Below are 21,730 nucleotides of genomic sequence, written 5' to 3'. Positions count from 1 at the left end.
AAGTTTTTTTTAATGCGAACAAATCTAAAGCTTATGTATCAATAAAACAATAAGAATTCTTTAGATAAATAAACTAGGTTCTTGAATTCGGTTAACAAAAAATTATTCCACTTTTTTAAGTTGCTTGTTAATTAATATCTTATACCAGCTATTATTTACTGCTATTTCTAATATATTTGTTTAAAATAAAAAAAACAAACTCAATGATTTCAACTATAATTTATGTAGCAATACCTGTATTAATTGTTTTATTTCTAATATTTAGCTACAATAATTTTGTAGCAAAACGTACTTTAGTAGAAGAAGCATTTAGCGGTATTGATGTGATTCTGAAGAAAAGATATGATCTAATTCCTAATCTTGTAGAAACCATCAAAGGCTATACGGCTCATGAAAGAGACACACTAACTGAAATTGTAAATCTTCGCAATAAAGCGTTAAACACAACCGATAGCGATCAAAAAATGCAGCTCGATGCCACAATTAGTCAATCTGTAACGAAGCTTTTTGCTTTGGCTGAAAACTATCCCGATTTAAAATCTAACACCAATTTTCTAAGTCTTCAAAACGAATTAAGCCTACTAGAGACGGATGTAGAACGCTCGAAAAGATACTATAACGGAACCGTGAGAGATTATAATATTAGTGTACAATCGTTCCCAAATAACCTAGTAGCTTCTGTTTTTGGATTCCCTAAAAAGAATTTCCTAGAACTCGATAATGTAGCACAAAGAGAAACGCCTAAAGTTCAGTTTTAACACTAATAATATGTCATTAAAAAAAAGGCTTTCAATTGTATTCCTATTTGTTTTCTGTCTTTCTTATAGTCAAGAACAAATAACCGACTTTCATGTTAGTATCCAAATTGAAAAATCGGGAACAATCCAAGTTATTGAAAACATAACGATAAAAGCAGAAGGAGACATCTTTAAACATGGTTTACTTAGAACACTTCCGTTACAACGAAAAGATAAAAACAATACTGCAATTGATGTTGAATACTCCATTAACTCCATTAAAAAAAATGGCATCAATGAAAATTATTTCACAGAAGAAAGTGCGGGTGAATGGAAAATATACATTGGCGATAAAGATATTGAATTAGAGAATAACACCTATCAATATCAAATTAGTTATAGCACTCCGTATCAAGTTGGTTATTTTGATGATTATGACGAACTCTATTGGAATGTGACTGGGAATGGTTGGACAATCCCTATAGCGAAAGCAACGTGTCAATTATTTCTACCTTCGGAAAATACTACTTTCGGAAATGTGAATTGCTATACAGGTATTAGTGGTTCTACTACTTCTAATTGCATTAGTACGCTGAGTCACAATAGAACAGCAATCACTTTTACAGCCTTACAACTTAATGCTTATGAAGGCTTTACTGTTGCTGCTTCTTTTCCAAAAGGAACTATAAATCCTCCTGGTTCACTTCAAAAAGCCTCTTCTTTTTACAGCCAAATTAAAATGTACATCTGGTCTACTTTTTTTGGGCTAGGCATGTTCTTTTTCTATTTTTTAGACTGGAAAAAACATGGAAAAGATCCTGCTGAAAAGTCAATTATTCCAGAATTCAGACCTCCTTTTAATTGGTCTCCTGCCATTTTAGGCTATGTTTATCAAAGAAGTGAAAGTACAAAGTCATATATGGCTTCCATAATAAATACAGCTATAAAAGGCGGTATAAAAATAACATCGGCAATTGAAAGTGGTATTTTTACCAACACTACAGCCTATGAAATTGAGATAAAGAATAAACTTACTGCTTCATTGAGCGAAGAAGAAGCGGCCTATTTCGATTGTTTATCAAGCAAAAAAAATATTAAAGTAGACAATAAAAACCATGTGCTTTTTAGTAAAGCATATAGTGCATGGATAAAAAGTATAACTTCTCAAATTGATCTAAAAAAATACTATATAGACAACACTAGAAAAAAATTCATTGGTTTTCTAATTTTTATTATTGCGGGTTTAACATATATTGTACTTTCTAGTTCTAAAACCCAAATAAACAGTATTGTTTATATCGTATTTACAATCATGTTGGCTATTTTCACCTATTGGTTCACGAAAAAAATAGAGAAAACAGGACTCATTATTATAAGATTTATACTTTTCTTTTTTGCTGGCTTTCCTGCCATTATTATTTTCTTCTTTACACTTGTTTTTTTAGGATCTACCCAACTTATTATTTTAGGAATCATTTTTCTGGTCTATGTTTTTTATGCTTACCATTTAGGAAAATATACTACTGAAGGAGCAGAAGCACATCTTAGAATTGAAGGTTTTAAACGGTATTTAGAAACAGCAGAAAAAGAACGCATCAATTTACTTAACGCTCCCGAATTGACTCCTGAATTATTTGAAGAATTATTACCCTATGCTATTGCTTTAGATGTTGATGTAGCTTGGGGCAAAAACTTTGAAAAAGTATTAGAGTTAGCCCAATATCATCCCGATTGGTGTACAAATGATGATAATTTCTACAGAAGACCTTCTCATTTCGTATCTGGATTAAGTAGCGCTGTAACGCGTTCGGCTATAGATCCTTCTTCTAGTTCCTCTTCGGGAAGTGGTAGTTCTGGAAGCTGGAGTAGCGGAAGTTCTGGAGGTGGAAGCTCTGGTGGCGGAGGTGGCGGAGGTGGTGGCGGTGGCTGGTAGTCTTCCTACTATACTCTACTTATACTATTAAAAAAAAAAGCTTAAAACAATTATTTGTAATTGTTAAACTGAGCGTGTCTAATTATGGAATTTAAGTTATTGTAATACTACTTATAATTAAATCTTACTGTGAGCTACAATTTTAATACTATGTATATTCTTTAAAAAATACTTGTTCATTTTTTTTCTCACTATTTTTGTCATGTTGTTTATCTCTTTGTAATTTATGATAATCTCATCGGTAATATTCTCTTCATTGTTTATTCCAATTGGAACCCATTCGAACCAAAGAATTTCATTGATCTTATAATACAGCTTTTTTCATTTTTTCACTTTAACAATATACGTAAAAATATAATCCTCATTCATTTTGAAATGTACATCATAAACTCCTCTAGTAGTAAATGTGTGTTTTATTTCGAAAACCCCATCACTAAGCTCATTAATAATTGGTTGCACAAGACTACTATTTTTACCTGAACCAATTTCTATTTTTATCGCTTTTTTTTCTAATGAGTATAGTGCTTTTATAAAAAATACAACTTCTTTATTTTTAACCACTTCGTTCCTAAGTTTTAAAGAATGCATTGGGAAAACTTTATATTTAAACGCTTCATTATACATAATTGGCATTTTTTCGAACGCTGAAAACTGGGTTTCTTTAGCCGTTAACAACCATTTCGAATCTAAAGGAAAATGATTTTTCACAAACCAATTGGGATCGGTTAAAAAATAGCCATCATTAAAATCATATTGAAACTTATATTCATTAGCATTATAATAGCCACTTGACCAAGTAGCGTCACACAGATACCATTTATTATTAAGTTGCACAGCATTCCAAGAGTGGTTTGGTACTATAAGCCGTAATGTTTCATCGTTTGCAGTGCGACCATAACCATCAATTATTTCGCATTTTATATTTGCTAAATTGGAAAGTTCTTTAATAAGATAGGCATAACCTGTACAAACTGTTTTTTGTTCTTTTAATAGTTTTTTAAAAACTTTTAAACTAAACTCTTTGTTCCATTCGGCTAGTTTTATACTATCGTTTTTAAACTTTTTCCGTACTCTAGCATTTTTTAGATAAAAACCATATTCATACTTAATATTTGTGCTTACCCAAATAAATATAGCTCTAAATTTTTCAACATCTGTAGCTAGGTTATATGTTAAGTCATATGCCAGTTTAGGCATGTTTTCTAAACTTTCTCCTTTATATTGAAGTGCTTTAGCATCTGCTTTTGTAAAGTTGAAACTCTTAAAATCTGATAATTGAGCTTGTAAACTAGTGCTTCCAAAAAAAATGACTATTAAATAAAAGAACTTTATCATTTTTTAAAAAAGTTGCCTATTCTCTGAAAAAAAGTTGGTTTTGATTGATACACTTTTTCAACTGCTACCTCACCCATCATTAGAATCGCCATTGGGCTGTCCAATTTTATTACAATTTTTTTGCTATTTAAAATCTTTACTTCTTTTGTTTCATAACCAAGATAACTTACTATTAATATTGTCTCTTTTTCTAATGGTTTTGGAAAAGTAAATTCACCATCAAAATTTGTAATGACTCCAATATTTGATCCTTTTAAAGTGATGCTTGCTCCAGGAAGCGGTATTCGACTTTCATCATAAACAACTCCAGAAGTAAGTTCTTGAAGGTTTTGATTATTTGAAGTCGTATTATCAACTTTCTTTTTATCCGTTTGCACTTTATGCGTAGTCATATTTGAGGTGTCTTCCTGTGCAAGTCCATTAGTAAACGACAATAATGAAAGTAATGAAAACCCCATGATGCTTGCGTTCCAAAACTTTCCTTTTTGTTGCGAAATAGTTATTTGACTTGCATAATTTTTCAATTGTTCTTCACGAAAATAACCACATGTTTTTTTAGTGCTATTTTTAAAGTAATCTATAATTTGACTATCCGTCATATTAGTAAAATTGACAACTTCTTTCCGACAGGAATTACAAAAACCTCCTTTTTCTGTGGAGTTAAAATTATTGAAATTTTCTGAACATGGATTTTCTATAGCAAGGTTGAAATTTTGACTCATGAGGTTGATGATTGTTATTATTATCAATTTTTAATGTAGAAAGTACGTTGAAAATTGATAGTAAATTAGAAAATGGTTAACAGCTTTGTAGCTTATATTAATAATTTGATGCATTCCAAATATACAAAAACTTTCAAATTAATACCTCCACATTGTTTTTATTGATGGAAATGCTCTTCAAAAATTATATCATGTCTATTTAGTAATTCTATATCGTTTTGTAAAAGACTTACTTTAAAAAAAAAGAGTAGTATATTCTTCTTAAAAGACTATCTACTCTTTTTACGATAACTCTATAGTGGTGGAATAGAAATGGGAATGATTAACATGGGTTTACTTCACTTTTTTATTTTTTTTGTTATCAGTCATTTTATTTTATTACTACAGGTGTTGGCCTTCCGAGCTCAACGGCTCAAGGAGTGATAATGAACCCCAATAAAAGACAATAAAAAACAATAAGAACAAATGAATAAACCTAAGCTATTGAGTGTAGATTTATTGAATCTTAAACGATTGCATAATTTTTAATGCCAAATGTTTAGTTTTTTCAAACCTATCCAATTCACAAGTATAGGTTATTACATAAGCTTTTTGATGTTTTAAAATACAGTATTGCATAAATCTCAATTCTCTTCTTTTCCTTATGTCAGCCTGATATTCAAGAAAATGCACTTCATTTCCATTAATTTGAATTCTTTCACTTTGATAAAGCTTAGCCCCTTCAATACTTCTAATTTGATTTTCAGATAATTGAGTATATGAGTCGAGATTATAATCATTTCCAATATCCTGAATTATTAAATTAATATTTTCTGTATTTCCGCTAAATAGATAAATATTTGCTCCTGAACTTTTTGAGACATCAATACTCCAATTTTCTGGATATTTTAATGAAATCGAACCGTCTTCTGATTTATAATCTATCAATCCTGATTTTTCAGAATTTCCTTTACAAGAAATCAATATTATTAAACTAACAATAAAATACTTGGTTAATGTTTTCATAATTTATGCAAACTTATTATTTATTTCCTTTTTCTAATTAGTTGATCAATATACAATCTAAATTAATTTTTAACTCAATTTGACTACTCCCCAAAAAAAGAAATTCATTTTCTAAAAACTATCAAAAAACAAGTTAGAAGTACATAAATAGCTGTTAGAAGATTGTTTTCACCGCTCCGTTGTACTTTTTCTGTTGTTAAAAGAGCATTGGAAGCTCTCAGAAGTATAAAAGAAACTGTTAGAAGACTATCAGAAGCTGTCAGAAGACTAAAAGTAGCTGTCCGAAGACCATTTGCAGGGGTAAAAACATGCTTCGGAACACTAATTAGATTGTGTACCTATTCGGGTTCAAGTGCAAGCCTTTATTACTTCTAATGCGATCCACATTCCTATTCATTGAATGTCTAATAATAGTACGATAGATAAATTGCTTAAACCTTTCTAATTCTTGTTGGTGTTTTGCATAAAAATCGTCGGGAGTATCGAACAATCCAAAGTCCTAATTATTTCTTTATCTTGAATATAAGTATGATTTTCATTCCAGTCTATGGATGGGTTTTCAAAATTATTGGTTGCTACTCTAATTCTAGAATATAGTCTTTTAAATTTCCAAACTGTAAATACAATCGATTCCCTGTAAAACTCAATGGATTTATTAGCATGGTTATTTGATTTGATTTGATTATTAATTTGTGTTGCCGTTTGGGCGGAATTAAAAAAGCATTACCAATAACTTCTTTTTCATTTGCTAAAGAAAGTATCATTTCAGAATGTAGAGAAATACTTATCTGTATTGCATAATGTTTATAGAATTTATTATCGGATAGCTTTCCCATAAATAATCCGAAGTTTTTCTCAAAGTAAAACATCTTTACTGTTTTTATTGTGAATGAATAAAATGACTAGTCTTATTAGTAGTTTTTATTTAATCACAATTTGGATAGAAAACCATTTCTGGTTCAATAATATATTCATTTTGTTTGTACACTTCCATTTGTCTGTTTATCATTTGATTATCGAAGCAATTGATTCTTGATGGGTTATCATTACAGAGAGCAAAATTGTAAAATGGCATATCACAGCAAGTTCTATTACTTGGATCAAATTTCACAATGTTTTTCTTAATTAAATTTCTAATTTCCTCAGAAAAGTTTTTAGTTGTTAATGGTTTGTCATAATTATAGAAAAGAACATTCTTCCCATTAATTGACCTATATACATATTCATGATTTATGTAAAAAGGAACACAAGAAGCTCTTATAGAGACAACTGTATAATTTTGTACATTTCTTTTTGTACAGATTAGTAGTTCAAATCCTGTGAACTTTTTTATTGAATCTTTTATTACTTTTGAATTATTTACGAATTCTGAAAGAAATTCTAAGTGTTCAGTTTTTTGAGCTTCATTTAATTCTATTTTTTTACACGCAAAAAATAATAGCAATAAGAAAGCTGAAAAAAAAAGTTTTTTTTGCATAGTTTGTGTCATAAAATTATCTCAATTATCAATTTGTATTTAAAGCAAAAATAGCAGATTTAAACCATACTAAAACTTTTTTAAAGTACTATTTCACTTTAAAAAAGTTGCATAACAGCTCCTACTGACAAGATCTTTTATGCTATCTAAATTGTGGTGGTTTTCGTTTTTTACTCGCATTTTCTGCTATTTCAATGATTCTTTTTTGTCTTGTTTCATTTCTTTTAGCAAGAACAGCCCATGCTAATAAAATTTTCTTTGCCGATTTACTTATACTTTCGTAATATTCCAAAGCCCCTACTCTTTTGTTAAATTCTATCTTTAAACCTTCTGGAATAATAAGAGCTTCTACTTCATCTAGAATAGCCCAAGAACCATTTTTCTTAGCAACTTCAATAGTTTTGTATCCCGTTTCTTGCATAAGATTCTTTGAAATTAAATAATCCACTTTTGTCTTATTTACTTTAGACCATATACTATTCGGTTTTCTTTTACTAAAATATTGCATATATCGTTCATTGTCAATAGTCTTTTTTGTACTATCTATCCATCCAAAGCAAAGTGCTTCATCAACAGCTTCGCTCCAACTTAAAGTCGCAACTTTTGTTGCCGTTCTATAGTAAATTAACCAAATGGATTCTTTTGATTGATGATTTTTCATTAACCATTCTCGCCAATCCGCTTGACTTTTGGGGCAAAATGTTTCTGGTTTTATTTCATGCATCATAACTGTTTTTATTTCTATAGTGATAAACGTATACTATTTATCACTTGAATTTACTGCAATAAACCATTAATGCATTGAATGGAATTTATTGCTTGAATTTTAAACCAGTTAATTACGTTTGTCATTTTATTTGCTTTAACTATTATATAGTGCAAATTTATATCTGATAAATGACAACCCTATGTCAGGTGCAAACAAAAATTAATGGTATTTATCTAAATAAACTTTCAACTATAAGTTCCCATATACAACAATGCAATCGGCATACAGCAATTTGTCATTGAGCCAATCGATAAGTTCGTTTTTAAATTTTGCCACTTTCAATTCGTCCGTTTTTGTGTGTCTTATTTTGTTAATTATTATTTCACAAGTTTCTTTATCAAAGTAATTATTTCCACAAATATCAAAATATTCATCTACACTTTTGTTCCAAGAATTTTCTAATGGAAAAACTGATTTAAACTCATTAATTACATACTCAAAATCAGCAGAAGGAATGAAAGCATCATTTCGCTTTTTTGTTTTGTAACTTTCTCCTTTTCTATTTTCAGGCCATAAAACAAAACCGATTTCATTTCGTGCTACTAAATTTTCTTTTGTTGTGATTATTACTTGTCTCGAATTAAGTTTTTCAATTGCTTTTACCCTATCATGATTATATAAATTATAGAACTTTCTTGCAAGCTCAAAATCACATGCTGTAATTTCACTTATCTCAACAATAGTATTATTATGAAATTCTAGTTCTGAATTAAGAACATTACCATTGTTCTTTTTTAATAGTTGAATAGCAACATCTAAAGGAATTGATATTTTACTTCTTAAATCTTTAATTTTTTCAGCATCCATTTCATTAATTCTATTTTTAAAATTATGCTACAGCTACAAATAAGCTACTATTTAATTCTGTTACCAACATTTTATTTATAAACCTTTGCATAAAACTCTTTTACTAAATTTTTCTGTATCGCAGCTGATTGCGGCCAACTCCAAACCATAATGTGAAAAAATATTAAGTGAGCTATTATCAGATTGATTAGTACTTTTTTTAATGGTTTGTTCCCTTTGGTCAAACATATTGAAATAAACAAAAATATAATAATCCATAATGGAATATATATAATTCTTCCTAAACCAGTTTTCGGAAATATATTTACAAGCATTATTAATTCTAAAACGCATGCTACTAATGAAAAAACTATCAAAAATACTCTTTGGGTGTTTTTCATAATTCGGTTCTTAAAAAATTGGTTATCGGAAACTGATGGCTAAAGTTCCTTCTATTATTTGTCTTTTTCACTTTCCCATTCGTGTTCTATATCCCTCATTAATAACGCATTGTCAAAAGTTACCGAACCTTTTGGGAAAATCTCTTCGTTTTCAAAGAAACTTGATGAAACATTTGAAACCTCAAGAGGACTAACTTCCCACTTATAGGCTTTCAATCTTAGTCCGTCAAATTTTTCTTTGTTTGGTGAATAACCAAGATCTCCGTTCTCAAAAAAGTCAGAAGCATTATCTAATGTTTCAAAAATTGATTTACTGCTAAATAATTTTGTTTCAGAAGCGTCTATTGAAATTTCTGTATCGTCAGAGCTTTTAAAAGCTATATGATAATTTCCGTTATTTTCTTTAACGTTAAATTTCGCATAATAATGTTTTCCAGGAAATAGGCGTCCACCTACAAATGTGTTTAGTTTAAGGGAAGTATCTCTTCGAGGAATATAAACTCCCGATTTTAATTCTCCATTTTCGATCCATTCGACAGCAATTCTGTGGGCACCATTTTCAGAGTTTACACCAACAAAGTCAGGAAACCCTTTTGGTTTAATGTTTTTTAATCTTATTAGGCAAATCCCAACAATGGCTTTATCCTTATAGGTTTTTGGTCTAAAAGGAAATGGAATAATTTTCTCCACAACTTTAGGATCAACTGTAAAGTTGATTAAAATTCTTCTATCAATATATCCGTGTATTTTGGGAATTTTCATTTTTGTTCTAGTTTATCTAAAAGTTTATTATGTATCTTTTAAGTAAAAATAGCAGATTTAAACTATACTAAAGCTTTTTTAGAAATACTATTTTACTTAAAAAAGACTAGCCTCGCTTAAAATTAAGTTGGCTTTAGTTTATCATTTTTTAAAATTTTTATTTTTAAACTAGGTTGTGCAACAGCTACGATTGTTGTGTATTCGTTTTATTACAATTTATTTTTTAACACTTTGTTTATTTTTTCAATTAAAACCCAATGAATAATCCATAAAATTATACCAACAAATCCAGAAATTTGTCCTGCTATATTTGGAATTAACGAAAAGAGTTGGGCTACAGACCAACCTATTCCTATTGTTAAACCAAAATCTCCAAATTTCTTTAAGCTTTCGTTTGATTTCATTTCATTTTTCAAAGAATTTGAAATGTCTATTATAATAAAAAAGTCTTCAATAAAATTGAAAGGAATTAAATACATATACCAAATACTTTTAGGTTTTCGTGTCCTATTTTCAATTTTAATCAAGTTAAGGGTCGCTTGTAAAGATTTACAATAAAATGCTATTGCTGTAAAAAAGATTAAAATTAAAATTATACTTGGAATCAATCCTAAACTTCTAAACTCACTTAGTCCTCCAGGAATTTGACCATTCTCAAAATAAGGGTTGATTGCTATTAATAGTAGTAAAGCAGTTATGATTATTTTTATTATTACGTTCATAGTGTGTATTTATTTGATAAATATTGTTGTTTAGTTTTTAAGTTTAAAGGATTAGGATTTGTTACGTATTCTATTGTAATTCCATCTAAGGTTGCTAATAAAATTTCAGCTTCACGCTGTGAATTTTCTCTAAATTTATTTTCCAATAAAGTAGAAAATAGATTTAGTAATTCATTTTTTTGACTATCAAGTATATTAATAACCTTAGAAGGCGTTTGTGGGTGAATTACTAATAGAAGGCATAGTCGTATAATTTCTGTATTATTCTGAAGACTTGCAAAAAATAAATTGAAAAAAGCGTTAAAATTTAGTTCTTGAATCATCATCATTTCTGATGTCATTTTCGCAATGGTGTTTTGAATGGTAACAACTAATAATTCTTCTTTATTCTTAAAATGGGTGTAGGTTAATCCTTTCGACACACCTGCATGTTTTGCAATTTTATCTATTGATGTTTCAGTATAACCATTCTTTGCAAAAAGAGTTAATGCTGATTGTACTATTTTTTCTTTATTATTCATATGACTGACTGTTCAGTTACAAAAATAATTATTTTTATTTAAGAAAGGCTTTTAATCGAAAAAAAGATATTTTAAAAATAAAACACAACATCTGTTTCCCTAAAAAAACTCAGTTTATATCAAAGTCGCCTACTTTAATAAAATACTATTTACTTAAAAAAAAAGAATCTTATTTAAATCACTTTAAACAAGATTCTTTTAGCTAATTATTTTTAAAATTTAGATTTTTATAGAGGTCGTGTAACAGCTACAGTTGTTGGCTGTAGCAGTTATTGTCTAAGCTATTTTTAGTATTAGATTCAGTAACAAAGAACTTAAATATAAACCAATTCCAAATATTGTGTGTGTTATTAAACTCATAAATCTAGCTTGATTTGAGTCATGTAAATTCGAACCTGCAATTCCAAAACCAAAAGCAGGTTGCATTATTAAAAATGGACCTATAATAGTAATTATACCAATAATTAAAGCAGGTGCTAGTGTTGGATTTTCCAACCATTGTTTACCGTAAATAATGACTAATAAAAAAGAAAATGTAATTCCAATTAAATAATGAGTTATCCAACCTAAGATTACTTCATAGTAAATAGTTGGTGATTCCATTATCTTATGATGAAAAAACTTTCCTTTTGGAAAATGCCCTATCCACCTACCTACAAATTTGTAGTCAAGTGTTTTAATACTGAATTGTTTTAATATTAAAGTGTATAGATCCATAAAAAGAGTAGCTCCTGTACCTATAAAAATTACTTGCAAAATTGAATTCATATTTATGTTTTTTAATTTTTACAAAGATAGTTTTTGGTAAATGTGTTGTAATAGAACAAATAGTAAGTTCTATAGGACTATTTGAAGCTTTGTCTAAAAGTTTCAGGGGTTAATCCAGTTTGCTTTTTAAAAAACCTAATGAAATAGGAAGTGTCATTGTAACCTAAATGATAAGAAATTTCATTTATTTGGTTAGATGTAGCTATTAAATTTCTTTTAGCCTCGAGTAATATACGCTGATTGATTAATTGAGAACAATTTTTTCCTATTGTTTTTTTAGTAATTGAATTTAGTTGATAAACAGTTAGATTTAGTTTATCGGCATAATAGGTTACTTGCTTCTTCTTATAAAAATGTATGTCTAATAGTTCCAATAATTTCTCAAGGAAACTCAAAGCATAGGAGTTATTTTCAGTTTGAATATCTGTGTTTTGTATTTGTCTAAATAATGTTATAAACAACAGATCTAGATTTGCTTTAATAATGCATCTAAACATTATTTTTTTACTAAAAAATTCAGAAAAAATACAATTTAATATAAGTCTTAATCTACTATAAGTTTCAGAATCCAGTTGGTAGTAGTCATTTCTACTCACGGTTATAAACATTTCTTTTTTTAGTTTTTCATCTGGAGCATAAAAACCAGTATCAAAAGCCATTAAATACCCCTTACTTCCTTTCTTCAATAATAGTTGATGTACTTTGACCTGGACGAAGAATAAAAATAGAATAATCATTAATAGCATAGTTAGTGAAATCAATTTGATGTTCTCCATTTCCTTTTTCCATAGCAAGCACAAAAAAGAAACCGTGCCGATGTATTTTCTCGATCATATCTTTTTCAGCAAGTAAATTATCTAACTTACTTATTGAAAAACTCCCTAACAAATTAGGTCCTTTTATGGTTCTTACCTTAATTTTTTGCATTTAAAATTCCAGATGTCTTAAATTACTAGCTATAAGCAATTGCGTACCATAGGCCACTATCGTTTATATGTTTTGTTGGCATTAGTTTATTTTTTCAAATAATATATCTTTCACAGTTCCTTCAGAGGCAACCAAAAAAGAAATTATCTTCCCATTTTTACTACGGATAAAGGTGTACTTTGTTCTTCTGTTTGCACCAAATGTGTCTTTCGCACCTTCTTTAATTAGGATGCCTTCATTGTTGGGATAATCTAAAATCAGGTTATTATTTTCAATTGAAATGGAATAATTAACGTTGAGTTCGTCTGAATAATAGTTTCCTACAAACTCATTTAAATTTTGATTGGGATTGAATGCAAGATCTATTTTTTCAAAATAGAAAATCGCTCCTCCAAAATCAACTAATAAATCTGCACCTGTACTTTCTTTTGTCTGAAATGTATATACAATTGATGGGTTATCAATTCGAACTAATGAATTAACACTTTTTGAAATCAAGGGAGTTGCATTTCTACCAAAACTACTTATCGCTTTTAATGTGTCATTTTCAACGAAAATATCCATTCTTAAATCACTGTTTAATTCTTGATAAATTCCTTCAAATCTCTTTTTTTGGTTGATAGAATGCTTGTGTGTTTTTTGTTTTTGATTCTCAACCGATGTTTCGTCAATAAATAGATTTACTATTTCATATGATATATTTACTGCATTAATATCTTCAGAATTCGTGTAAACAATGACGGCTAAACTTTTCTTTGGAATACATATAAATTGAGAGCGCATACCTAAATCTCGACCGCTGTGATTATAAGTTATAAAACCTTTATAAGGAGAAATAAACATTCCTCGAGCGTGCTTCATTAACTGTCCGTTGTTTAAAGTGTCTAATTCGGTTATAAAATCTGCTAAATAGAAGAAATCATGATTTGGATTTAAAAATACATTAGACCATTTTGCTAAATCTTGAACTGTGCTGCCCATTCCACCTGCACCAATACAATGCGTTAAGGATTTGGGTTGTTGGTATTGCCCACTCTCTTTGTAATAAGGATATGCTCTGTTTTCAATAATATCTTCTAAGCTCTTAGTGTAAAAGGTTTTGTGCATTTTCAGCGGTTCAAAGATTTCTTGCTTGGCAAATTCTTCGATTTTCATTCCTGAAACTCTTTCAATAATTAATGCAAGCAATACATAATTGGTATTAGAATAAAGCATCTTCTCCCCTGGCAAATTATTGACACCTTCTTGCTTGAACATAAGGTCTTGAATCATTTTATTCGTATAGCCTCGATGTTTATAATCAAAGCCTTGGAGATCAAGAAGTACGTTATGGTTTCGAATACCACTTGTATGATTTAAAAGATGCTTTATTTGTATGGTATCCTTATAATTAGTTAATTCTGGAATATATTTTCTTACATCATCATTAATTGATAATTTCTCTTGTTTTTCCAATATTCCTATACATGCTGATGTAAACTGTTTTGTAATAGAAGCAAGTCCAAACACTGTTGAATCATTAAAAGGAAGTCCATACTCTAAATTCATAGAACCTTTACTAGCATGATAAATAAGTACTCCATTTTGTACAACTCCAACAGTTATGCCTGGTTCTGATTCAGAGTCAACATAAGAGTTCAGAATTTGACTGATTTCCTTATCAAAATCAGTTTGAGAAAAAGCAACCGCACTAGTAAGAACTGAAATAATAATTAGTATAAGTTTCATGTTTTTTAAGTTGAATGATGTGGTTTTGATAATTAATATCAACGTATTTGTATACGGTTTGTTGTGTATTTAAGCACCTAATTTAGCAAATAAATACCGAATAGAAAATCTGAGAGGATTTTCGCAAACAAGCTCGAACTAGCAATTAATTATACACTTTGTTATGCTCTTTTATTATTTCCATCTTGTCAAATTCTTCAATTGCTCCTTGTAGAAATTCATCTAATATTTCAAATGCAATTTTCGGTGTATTTTTATTTATCTCAATATCCGATAACCATATTGTATAGTCATTTTCTTTTGATGGATAAAAAGAAGAAATCCAAATTATATATCCTTTACCTGTGATTGAATACCAAAGTCTGTTTTTAGGAGAAGTATAAAAATTTACGTTACAATTCTTCAAAAAATCGTTCCATTCTAAACCAGGAAATGAATCATTCGAGTACTTCAACTTACATTCGATATTTTTTGATTCTTCTGACACTTGATTTAATTTTCTTATTTTTCTCTTATCAACTTATTTAATTCGTCAATTACATTAAGTTGAGAAGTTTTTGGCAGATTAACATATCCCATTCCTCCAAAAAAAACTTCCCAATATCCACCTTCGGCAATAATCATTTGTCCAACAACTCTCATTTCAGTCTCGTTTAAAGACATTGGTAAACCAATTACTTCAAGATTAAATTCAGATTCAGCATAAACTCTTTTGAATACAAATGTGTCTTTATCTTTCTTTTCAGGTAGTACATCTATTATAGTTCCGTAAGTTAAAATTTCACTGAAAGGGTTATTATGAGTCAATTTATACCTGTTCTCCGAAATTCTTATTACTTCATAAGTTCCTGTAGATGCTTCTTTAGGAACATACATTTTGATATCAATTATTTCTTCTTCGTTCATTTCGGTAATTGAGCATAACGTCAGTTCCTCAAAAAACCTCCGTTTGTGTTATTTTAAATTCAATTTCAAAGTAAAAATAGTAGATTATAACTACACTAAAAAACTTTTTGAAATTTCTATAGCGATGAAATATAAACGGTGAGCCTGTCGAATGGTTCAACCAAGGTTTACTTCACTTTTATTATTTGTGTTTTTGTGTTCTATGAATTGAGCCAAAGGCGAACAGACGAACATTTTCAATTCATTATCGTGCTAAACACGCAACTCTAAAGTAGTATTGCATTATTTATTTTCATTTTTAAATTCCACTCAATATAATTCCGCCAATTATGAAAATCAGAGAAGAAATCAGGAAAGCTTTTTTTGATTTATAAACATCCGAAATTAAATTCCAACAATACAGATATATAAAAATCGGAATCATAAAACCTAAAATCGGGAAATCCTTTTCAATTGTCAATTTAACTCCAGAAAGAAACCAAAACATTCTCAAAAGAAACATTAGTGTTCCAAAGAAAATCCAAATCGGATTAATTTGAGCCATTCTTAATTTCAGTGTTTTCCTTCTGTTAATCGCAAATGGTTTACTCATCCATAAATAGGTTGTAAAACAGAAAGCAAATCCAACAGATGTGAATCCTATTAGAGTATAATAATAAACTGAAATTTCATAATTCAAATTCCATTGATCAATATACATTCCTAAATTACACAATCTTAAAGTCATACGAAATAGAGAATTTAGAATTATACTAAATCCAATTCCGATTAGAGCTCCGCTATAAAATCGGAACTTTCCAATTTCGTCTATCGAGAAGTTAGGTTTGAGGTTTTTCAATTCAGCGTAATGTTTTTATTAATGTTGAGCAACGTCAGTTCCTCAAAAAACCTCCGTCTGTGTTATTTTAAATTTAAAAGTAAAAATAGCTGTTTAAAACAACACTAAAAAACTTTTCGAAAACTCCATAAGGGTGTATATGGAATCGGATCCGTTCAACCACGTTCTCATTGTTGGCTCTTCAAGCCCAACAAAACCTTAGCTGTTGCCCACAGTATTTTTATTCCGTTATTATTTCTTTTAGTTTTCTCAATCCATTATCTGATAAGTTTCCCCATTTCATCTTTTTTGTAAATGGTGTTGAATAAGTTTGCCTTAAGTCAGAATCTAATTTCGTAATTCCAATTATGTTTTTTTCGGAATCGTAAAATACTATCGTTTTATAATTAATAAATGTTCCGATTTCTCCCCATCGATAAGAGGAAGAATCGTTCAGTATTACAGTCAGTTGTTTTGCTTGAGATAAATTCAGCTTTTGGTCGGCAGAAAAAAACTTGCCATAAATTTTAGCAGAATTCAATTCGGCTTGAGGTAATTCAATTCCGTTTGTTTTTTCCTTTAAAACATTTGCATTATAAGTCAATTTATCTTCGTCTGTTCCGTTTGAAAAGTCAGAATACTTTTCCCTTAATTCGGTTTTTACTTTTTCAAAATTCGGATAAGTAAAAAATCGGTAACCCAACAAAAATAATATTCCGACTAATAAGTATTTAAGGTTTCTGATTTTCATATGTATGGTAACGTTTTGCGGCTACAAGTAGTGGCGTGAATCATCACCAAGCCATAACAAATATAAACTTATTTTAGAAAATTCGGAGAATTTTCCGAATAGTACTAAACTAGCCATTACTTGTAACCGCTGTAGCTGTTGCACAACCTCTTCAAAAAGCTGAATTTTCTAAATAACTAAAAATAGTAACCTCATTTAAAGTGATTTAAACGAGGTTTATTTTTTGACTTAAGTACAATTTTACAAAAATTGATAGGCTTAAAAAAGTTATTTTTAACTCATAAAATTGTGTTTTTAGAAAAGAGTGTATTTTCCCTTGTTTTACTGATAAAACTTGAACAACCACTTTTGGCTTTTTAACCACAAACTTCATGTATTTCTTTAAATTATAGGTCATCGATGCCATAAGTACATGCTTGTTCGCTTGTTTTATACCCCGTGAGTTAATTTTCTTCATATTCAGAAAGTTAATCAACGTGCCTAATACAGGTTCTACCGTTTTACTCCTCACTTTTACCATTCGTTTGGCATATTTAGCATTTTGAGTAAGTTTTTGATGCATCTTGTCATACAAAGGTTTGTAAATGGTGTCTCGCAAAGTTTTCTCATGTGACTTACCTAAACAGGTTACTTTTAATGGACAGTTTTTACACTCTTTTCTACTGCTTCGATAGACTTTAAATTCGTCTCCTTTTCTAGAGCTTGAGGTTTTACGATAAGGTAAATCGATACCTTGACTGCAAGTATATTTGTCATTTTCTTTATCATAAACAAAACCTTCTCGTTCTGGTTTGTATTGTCCAAAATTAGGCATCCATGCCTCGATATTCTTATCATCTAAGTATTTTAAAGCTTCTCCACTACTGTAACCACCATCAGCTAAAATTTCTCCTAGTGCTATCTCATTTTCTTGTAAATTTTCTTTAGTAAGTTCCACAATTTGTTCCAAACACTGGCTATCGCGTTTATCTGCAAAATCAGAACATGCTCCTGTAATGACATGATAAGCATCATCTACTGCGAGTTGACCAAAATAGTTTAATTGTCTGGCTTTACCTGGTTTTACACTCACTCTAGCATCTGGATCTGTTGGTGAGTAATGCGTGTGATTCGATACATATTTAGGTCTAATTAAATTGCCGTTTTCGTCTGTTTTATCTCCTTTCTGACTACCTTTTGGCATGTTTTTGTAAGCTTCTTTTTTCCAGTTGTGGTGTTCTTCTACTAGATCCTTGCGGGTTTGGCTTACTTTATATTCACTATTCTCATTAAGCTCTTCTGCATAATATTCCGCATCATCTAAAACTTCTTTTTCAATTAGACTATCCATAGATGCATTTGCTTTAATAAAAGCGCTATCAACTGCTTGTCGCTTACCTCTAACCATGCCTTTGGTTACACACAGGGACAATACTTTTTTGAACAACTCCATGAATACCTCTTCTCCATACAATTGTCTGGTTCTACTTATAGTACTATGCCAAGGCAAAACTTCATCAATATCATAACGAATAAACAAGCGTACATCTAAACAGTTGGAACAATATTCTATGAGTTTTCTATCGGAATTAATATTGTTTAAATAACCAACTAAGCATATTTTAAAGAAGACAACTGGATCAATACTCTCTTGTCCTTCTTGTCCATAATACTTCTTAGTGGATTTATATAGAAACTGAAAGTCTATGGATTGATCTAATAATCTGTAGAAATTATGCTCCGGAATCAAGTCCGTTAAATATACTTGATAGAGCATTTTTGGTGTAAGTTCTTTTCTTCCTTGCATACTTAAATTTACAAAAAATGACTCTTTCTAATGTTTCCTAATTGTTATATTTGTGGAGTTGTGCAACAAGCACCGCTGTTAGCAATAGTTTTTATTATCTCTTCTTTAGTTAAAAATGATTTGATTTTTTTATTATTTTTCCAGTTTTCATAAATAATTTTATGTGTTTCATATGCTTGTTTTCTTAATTCAGATAAAACTTCACCATTCTTTTCGGCAAGTTTAATTTCATCCATAATTTCCTTTGAACTTAGTGCACTTTTATCTCCATAAATGTAAATTTCCCTTTTTTGACTGTATTCTTCTAATACTTCATTTAGACAGTATGAAATACTTCCATTTCTTAAATCAAAAATTACAGGTTTATCAATTGGTAGATTTTTTAATAGTGTCAAAAATTCTGCATTATCTTCTCTACAACCTGAAATTGAACCCCAAACTCGATATTCAAGCAGTTTTTCATTAACTTTTTTTATAGGTAAACCATAAGAAAAATAGTCTTGAATGTTTTCAATTCCACAAATACCATCATAGTCCTTAATTGTTTTATATGCTAAATCAAAAAAGGAATCTAATATTTTATATTCTATTTGAGTTTTTTCATTTCTACGAGTAAAATTACTTGTTAAAGAAATTGTGTCTTTTGCTTTGTTTATTTTACTTATTCTAAAAGCAATTCCGTCTAACATTGGTTCTCTATGTTTTATAGTTGAGTCTAGATGACTTCTTTTTAATTTATTTAAGAATTCATTTAAGATTTTATCATCAATTGGATATGATTTCTGGAAATGAATAATTAATGTATCTTTCCTATGTTCTTTATATGTAGTCGAATCAATCCATTCTTTGACATAGTATCCATCTTGATATGTGTATTGTTCGATGGTTTTGTTTTCGATATCAATTGTGAATTTTGTTGGATAAAGAAATGAAGGAGAGAAAAGAACCTGAACTTCTTTTAATTCAGTTTTGCTTTTACAAGAAAAGAGTGTTAGGATTAAAAAGAATATTAATAGATTTCTCAATGTTTTTTAAAATTATTACTAACGTCAGTTTGTCTAAAAACCTTCGTTTATTTTACTTTGTGTTATAAATTGAAGTAAAAATAGCGGATTTAAGCTACACAAAAAAACTTTTTTGGATGTAATATTTCATGATTACAAAAATTAAAATTAGCTAATAAAGCCTTAAAAAAGCTTTTTATAGTTGAAAAAAGTAAGTACAGTACTTTTAGATACTGTTTTAACATATTTGTGTCAATCAAGTTGAATATTCTTCGCAAATTATAGGCTGTAAAAATGAGACCTACATCAGCTGATGCGTGTTTAATGGTTTTCTTAGTCATAATATAATAAAAATCCCATTGTCGCTTTATAACTCCATAAGGATGTTCTACGATGGCTTGTCTTCTTCGATATACTTCATAGTTATTTTCTATTCGTACTTTGTTTTGATATATTAAGTCGGTATGTTGGGAACGCTCAAGGAGTCTTCCTTTTTTATTTTTGGTGCATTTATGGAAAAGTGTACAAGTCAAGCAAGCATTGGTCTTATAATGCTTCATTTGAGTGATTGATTTGCCATTTTTTTTGCTGTACCAATTTCCGTTTGTACTTAAGGTTTGATTAGCAGGGCAAGTATAGGTATCATCTTCTTTATTGTATTTAAAATGTTCGACATCAAAAGCAATATCTGGAGCATGAGAGGCTACTCCTGGAATGGCAACTAGTACATCAACACCCAGTCTATTGGCATAATCAAACTCACTACCTGTGTGATATCCTTTATCATAAATGGCCATGAAGTTGTTGTGTCCTAAAATTGTTTTAGCCCGTCGTAGCATGCCTCCCATAGCTTTAGAGTCGTTTTCATTAGTTACCTTAAAATCGATTGGAATATTATGCAATGCATCTACTACGGTTTGCACGTTATAGGCTACTTCAGAGATGTTGTTACGAGTCATTATTTGTCGACTATCAGGATCAGAAGTAGAGATTTGGGTTACTCCTGTAGTATTGATTGTGTTTTGATATTCAATATACTTTTGTTTTTGAATAGTGTGTTTTTTTATTTTCTTTACTATCAGGTCTTTCTCAATAGCATCTCCATCTTCTTTGGCTAGAGCAGAATTGTATTCTTCAAGTCGTGCATCAATGTAGGCAATATGACGTTCAATTTTCGCAGGATTAAAGTTGTTTTTCTTGGAATTTTGAGCTCTTAGTTTTGTGCTATCACCAGCCACAAGGCTTCCTCCTATTAGCTCAAAATGAGCTGCCATTTTTACGGTGGCACGAAATACGCGAGCAATAGCTTTTGGGTTGTTTTTTCTAAAGTTAGCTATAGTATTGTGGTCTGGAACAAGCCTTTTTAAGAGCCACATCAATTCAATATTGCGAGTGCATTCTTTCTCTAAAGTTCTAGAAGAACGTATGCGATTTAGGTAGCCGTAAATGAATAGTTTTAATAAATCAGAAGGGTGATAAGCAGGCCTTCCATTTTCGATGAAATCAACTTTAAATCCAAATTCAGCAAGAGAAAGGCTATCTACAAAAAGATCGATAAACCTGATTTGATTGTCTTGTTCAATAGCTTCATCTATCGATAATGCAAAAAGTGGAAGTTGATTTCTGTTGGTTCCAGTGATGAATTTCATACTTAAATTTACATAAAATCAACTAAACATCCAAGTAATTTAAAAGACTTTAATGCAAAAAATAAGGATGCATAAAAAAGAAGTTTTTAGACAGTTTGACGTTCTGAGGCTTGCTTTCAGTGGCGTTGAACCAGCACCAAGCCATTACAAATATAACAAAACAATCCATTCAGCAGCGGATTTTCCGTAGGAAAATCCAGAAGTAGCCATTGAAGCAAACCGCT

Annotated in this window: 23 protein-coding genes; 2 read left to right on the top strand and 21 right to left on the bottom strand. The window is 29.8% G+C overall.

What is annotated here, in order from left to right; translation table 11 throughout:
• Positions 1–203: 203 nt before the first annotated feature.
• Positions 204–758 carry a LemA family protein gene (locus tag L2Z92_RS13325; RefSeq protein ID WP_236454235.1) on the top strand — a complete coding sequence of 185 codons (555 nt, stop codon included), beginning with the start codon at positions 204–206 and terminating at the stop codon, positions 756–758.
• Positions 759–768: 10 nt separating this feature from the next.
• Positions 769–2,670: a DUF2207 domain-containing protein gene (locus L2Z92_RS13320; RefSeq protein WP_236454232.1), complete on the top strand. Its 1,902-nt coding sequence runs from the start codon at positions 769–771 to the stop codon at positions 2,668–2,670.
• A gap of 321 nt (positions 2,671–2,991) precedes the next feature.
• On the opposite strand, the gene L2Z92_RS13315 is transcribed toward L2Z92_RS13320, so the two are convergent.
• The 21 genes from L2Z92_RS13315 to L2Z92_RS13215 all read right to left on the bottom strand — a co-directional run bounded on the left by L2Z92_RS13315 (position 2,992) and on the right by L2Z92_RS13215 (position 21,506).
• Positions 2,992–4,005, bottom strand: coding sequence for a transglutaminase domain-containing protein (locus L2Z92_RS13315; protein WP_236454229.1), 1,014 nt, complete (start codon positions 4,003–4,005; stop codon positions 2,992–2,994).
• Positions 4,002–4,727 carry a carboxypeptidase-like regulatory domain-containing protein gene (locus tag L2Z92_RS13310; protein ID WP_236454226.1) on the bottom strand — a complete coding sequence of 242 codons (726 nt, stop codon included), beginning with the start codon at positions 4,725–4,727 and terminating at the stop codon, positions 4,002–4,004. Before L2Z92_RS13310 ends, L2Z92_RS13315 begins: the two co-directional genes overlap by 4 nt.
• 495 nt (positions 4,728–5,222) lie before the next feature.
• On the bottom strand, positions 5,223–5,732 hold the full coding sequence (locus tag L2Z92_RS13305) for a PsbP-related protein (RefSeq protein WP_236454223.1): 510 nt from the start codon (positions 5,730–5,732) through the stop codon (positions 5,223–5,225).
• Positions 5,733–6,307: 575 nt separating this feature from the next.
• Complete coding sequence (locus L2Z92_RS13300; RefSeq protein WP_236454220.1) at positions 6,308–6,601, bottom strand: hypothetical protein; 294 nt, start codon at positions 6,599–6,601, stop codon at positions 6,308–6,310.
• A gap of 56 nt (positions 6,602–6,657) precedes the next feature.
• Positions 6,658–7,209 (bottom strand): hypothetical protein, encoded by a 552-nt coding sequence (locus L2Z92_RS13295; protein WP_236454217.1) that lies wholly within the window; start codon positions 7,207–7,209, stop codon positions 6,658–6,660.
• A gap of 142 nt (positions 7,210–7,351) precedes the next feature.
• Positions 7,352–7,936: a YdeI/OmpD-associated family protein gene (locus L2Z92_RS13290; protein ID WP_319800374.1), complete on the bottom strand. Its 585-nt coding sequence runs from the start codon at positions 7,934–7,936 to the stop codon at positions 7,352–7,354.
• A 231-nt stretch (positions 7,937–8,167) separates the two neighbouring features.
• Entirely contained in the window at positions 8,168–8,785 is a 618-nt protein-coding gene (locus L2Z92_RS13285) for a hypothetical protein (protein WP_236454214.1), read from the bottom strand.
• Between the two features lie 434 nt (positions 8,786–9,219).
• Positions 9,220–9,927 (bottom strand): DUF2071 domain-containing protein, encoded by a 708-nt coding sequence (locus tag L2Z92_RS13280; RefSeq protein WP_236454210.1) that lies wholly within the window; start codon positions 9,925–9,927, stop codon positions 9,220–9,222.
• 209 nt (positions 9,928–10,136) lie between these two features.
• Positions 10,137–10,649, bottom strand: a complete 513-nt coding sequence (locus tag L2Z92_RS13275) for a hypothetical protein (RefSeq protein ID WP_236454207.1) — start codon at positions 10,647–10,649, stop codon at positions 10,137–10,139.
• The gene (locus tag L2Z92_RS13270; protein WP_236454205.1) at positions 10,646–11,170 is read right to left on the bottom strand and encodes a TetR/AcrR family transcriptional regulator; all 525 of its coding nucleotides are present in this window, start codon (positions 11,168–11,170) and stop codon (positions 10,646–10,648) included. Before L2Z92_RS13270 ends, L2Z92_RS13275 begins: the two co-directional genes overlap by 4 nt.
• A 276-nt stretch (positions 11,171–11,446) precedes the next feature.
• Positions 11,447–11,938 (bottom strand): DUF2938 domain-containing protein, encoded by a 492-nt coding sequence (locus L2Z92_RS13265; RefSeq protein ID WP_236454201.1) that lies wholly within the window; start codon positions 11,936–11,938, stop codon positions 11,447–11,449.
• Between the two features lie 77 nt (positions 11,939–12,015).
• Positions 12,016–12,624, bottom strand: coding sequence for a helix-turn-helix domain-containing protein (locus tag L2Z92_RS13260; RefSeq protein WP_236454198.1), 609 nt, complete (start codon positions 12,622–12,624; stop codon positions 12,016–12,018).
• Entirely contained in the window at positions 12,608–12,865 is a 258-nt protein-coding gene (locus L2Z92_RS13255; protein WP_236454196.1) for an AraC family ligand binding domain-containing protein, read from the bottom strand. The genes L2Z92_RS13260 and L2Z92_RS13255 overlap by 17 nt, the downstream gene beginning before the upstream one ends.
• Before the next feature lie 81 nt (positions 12,866–12,946).
• Positions 12,947–14,593 (bottom strand): serine hydrolase domain-containing protein, encoded by a 1,647-nt coding sequence (locus L2Z92_RS13250; protein ID WP_236454194.1) that lies wholly within the window; start codon positions 14,591–14,593, stop codon positions 12,947–12,949.
• A 145-nt stretch (positions 14,594–14,738) separates the two neighbouring features.
• Positions 14,739–15,080, bottom strand: a complete 342-nt coding sequence (locus L2Z92_RS13245; RefSeq protein ID WP_236454191.1) for a hypothetical protein — start codon at positions 15,078–15,080, stop codon at positions 14,739–14,741.
• Positions 15,081–15,094: 14 nt separating this feature from the next.
• On the bottom strand, positions 15,095–15,499 hold the full coding sequence (locus L2Z92_RS13240; RefSeq protein ID WP_236454189.1) for a hypothetical protein: 405 nt from the start codon (positions 15,497–15,499) through the stop codon (positions 15,095–15,097).
• A 298-nt stretch (positions 15,500–15,797) separates the two neighbouring features.
• Positions 15,798–16,337 carry a hypothetical protein gene (locus tag L2Z92_RS13235; protein WP_236454187.1) on the bottom strand — a complete coding sequence of 180 codons (540 nt, stop codon included), beginning with the start codon at positions 16,335–16,337 and terminating at the stop codon, positions 15,798–15,800.
• Positions 16,338–16,557: 220 nt separating this feature from the next.
• Positions 16,558–17,067 carry a hypothetical protein gene (locus L2Z92_RS13230; protein ID WP_236454185.1) on the bottom strand — a complete coding sequence of 170 codons (510 nt, stop codon included), beginning with the start codon at positions 17,065–17,067 and terminating at the stop codon, positions 16,558–16,560.
• Positions 17,068–17,272: 205 nt separating this feature from the next.
• Positions 17,273–18,853, bottom strand: a complete 1,581-nt coding sequence (locus L2Z92_RS13225; protein WP_236454183.1) for an IS1182 family transposase — start codon at positions 18,851–18,853, stop codon at positions 17,273–17,275.
• A gap of 44 nt (positions 18,854–18,897) precedes the next feature.
• Positions 18,898–19,878 carry a hypothetical protein gene (locus L2Z92_RS13220; RefSeq protein WP_236454181.1) on the bottom strand — a complete coding sequence of 327 codons (981 nt, stop codon included), beginning with the start codon at positions 19,876–19,878 and terminating at the stop codon, positions 18,898–18,900.
• 89 nt (positions 19,879–19,967) lie between these two features.
• Positions 19,968–21,506 carry an IS1182 family transposase gene (locus L2Z92_RS13215; RefSeq protein WP_236454179.1) on the bottom strand — a complete coding sequence of 513 codons (1,539 nt, stop codon included), beginning with the start codon at positions 21,504–21,506 and terminating at the stop codon, positions 19,968–19,970.
• Positions 21,507–21,730: the final 224 nt, after the last annotated feature.

It is taken from the genome of Flavobacterium jumunjinense (assembly GCF_021650975.2).
Lineage (GTDB): Bacteria > Bacteroidota > Bacteroidia > Flavobacteriales > Flavobacteriaceae > Flavobacterium > Flavobacterium jumunjinense.
Note: the sequence above shows the minus strand (reverse complement) of the source record. Positions and strands in the feature narration are given on the sequence as shown.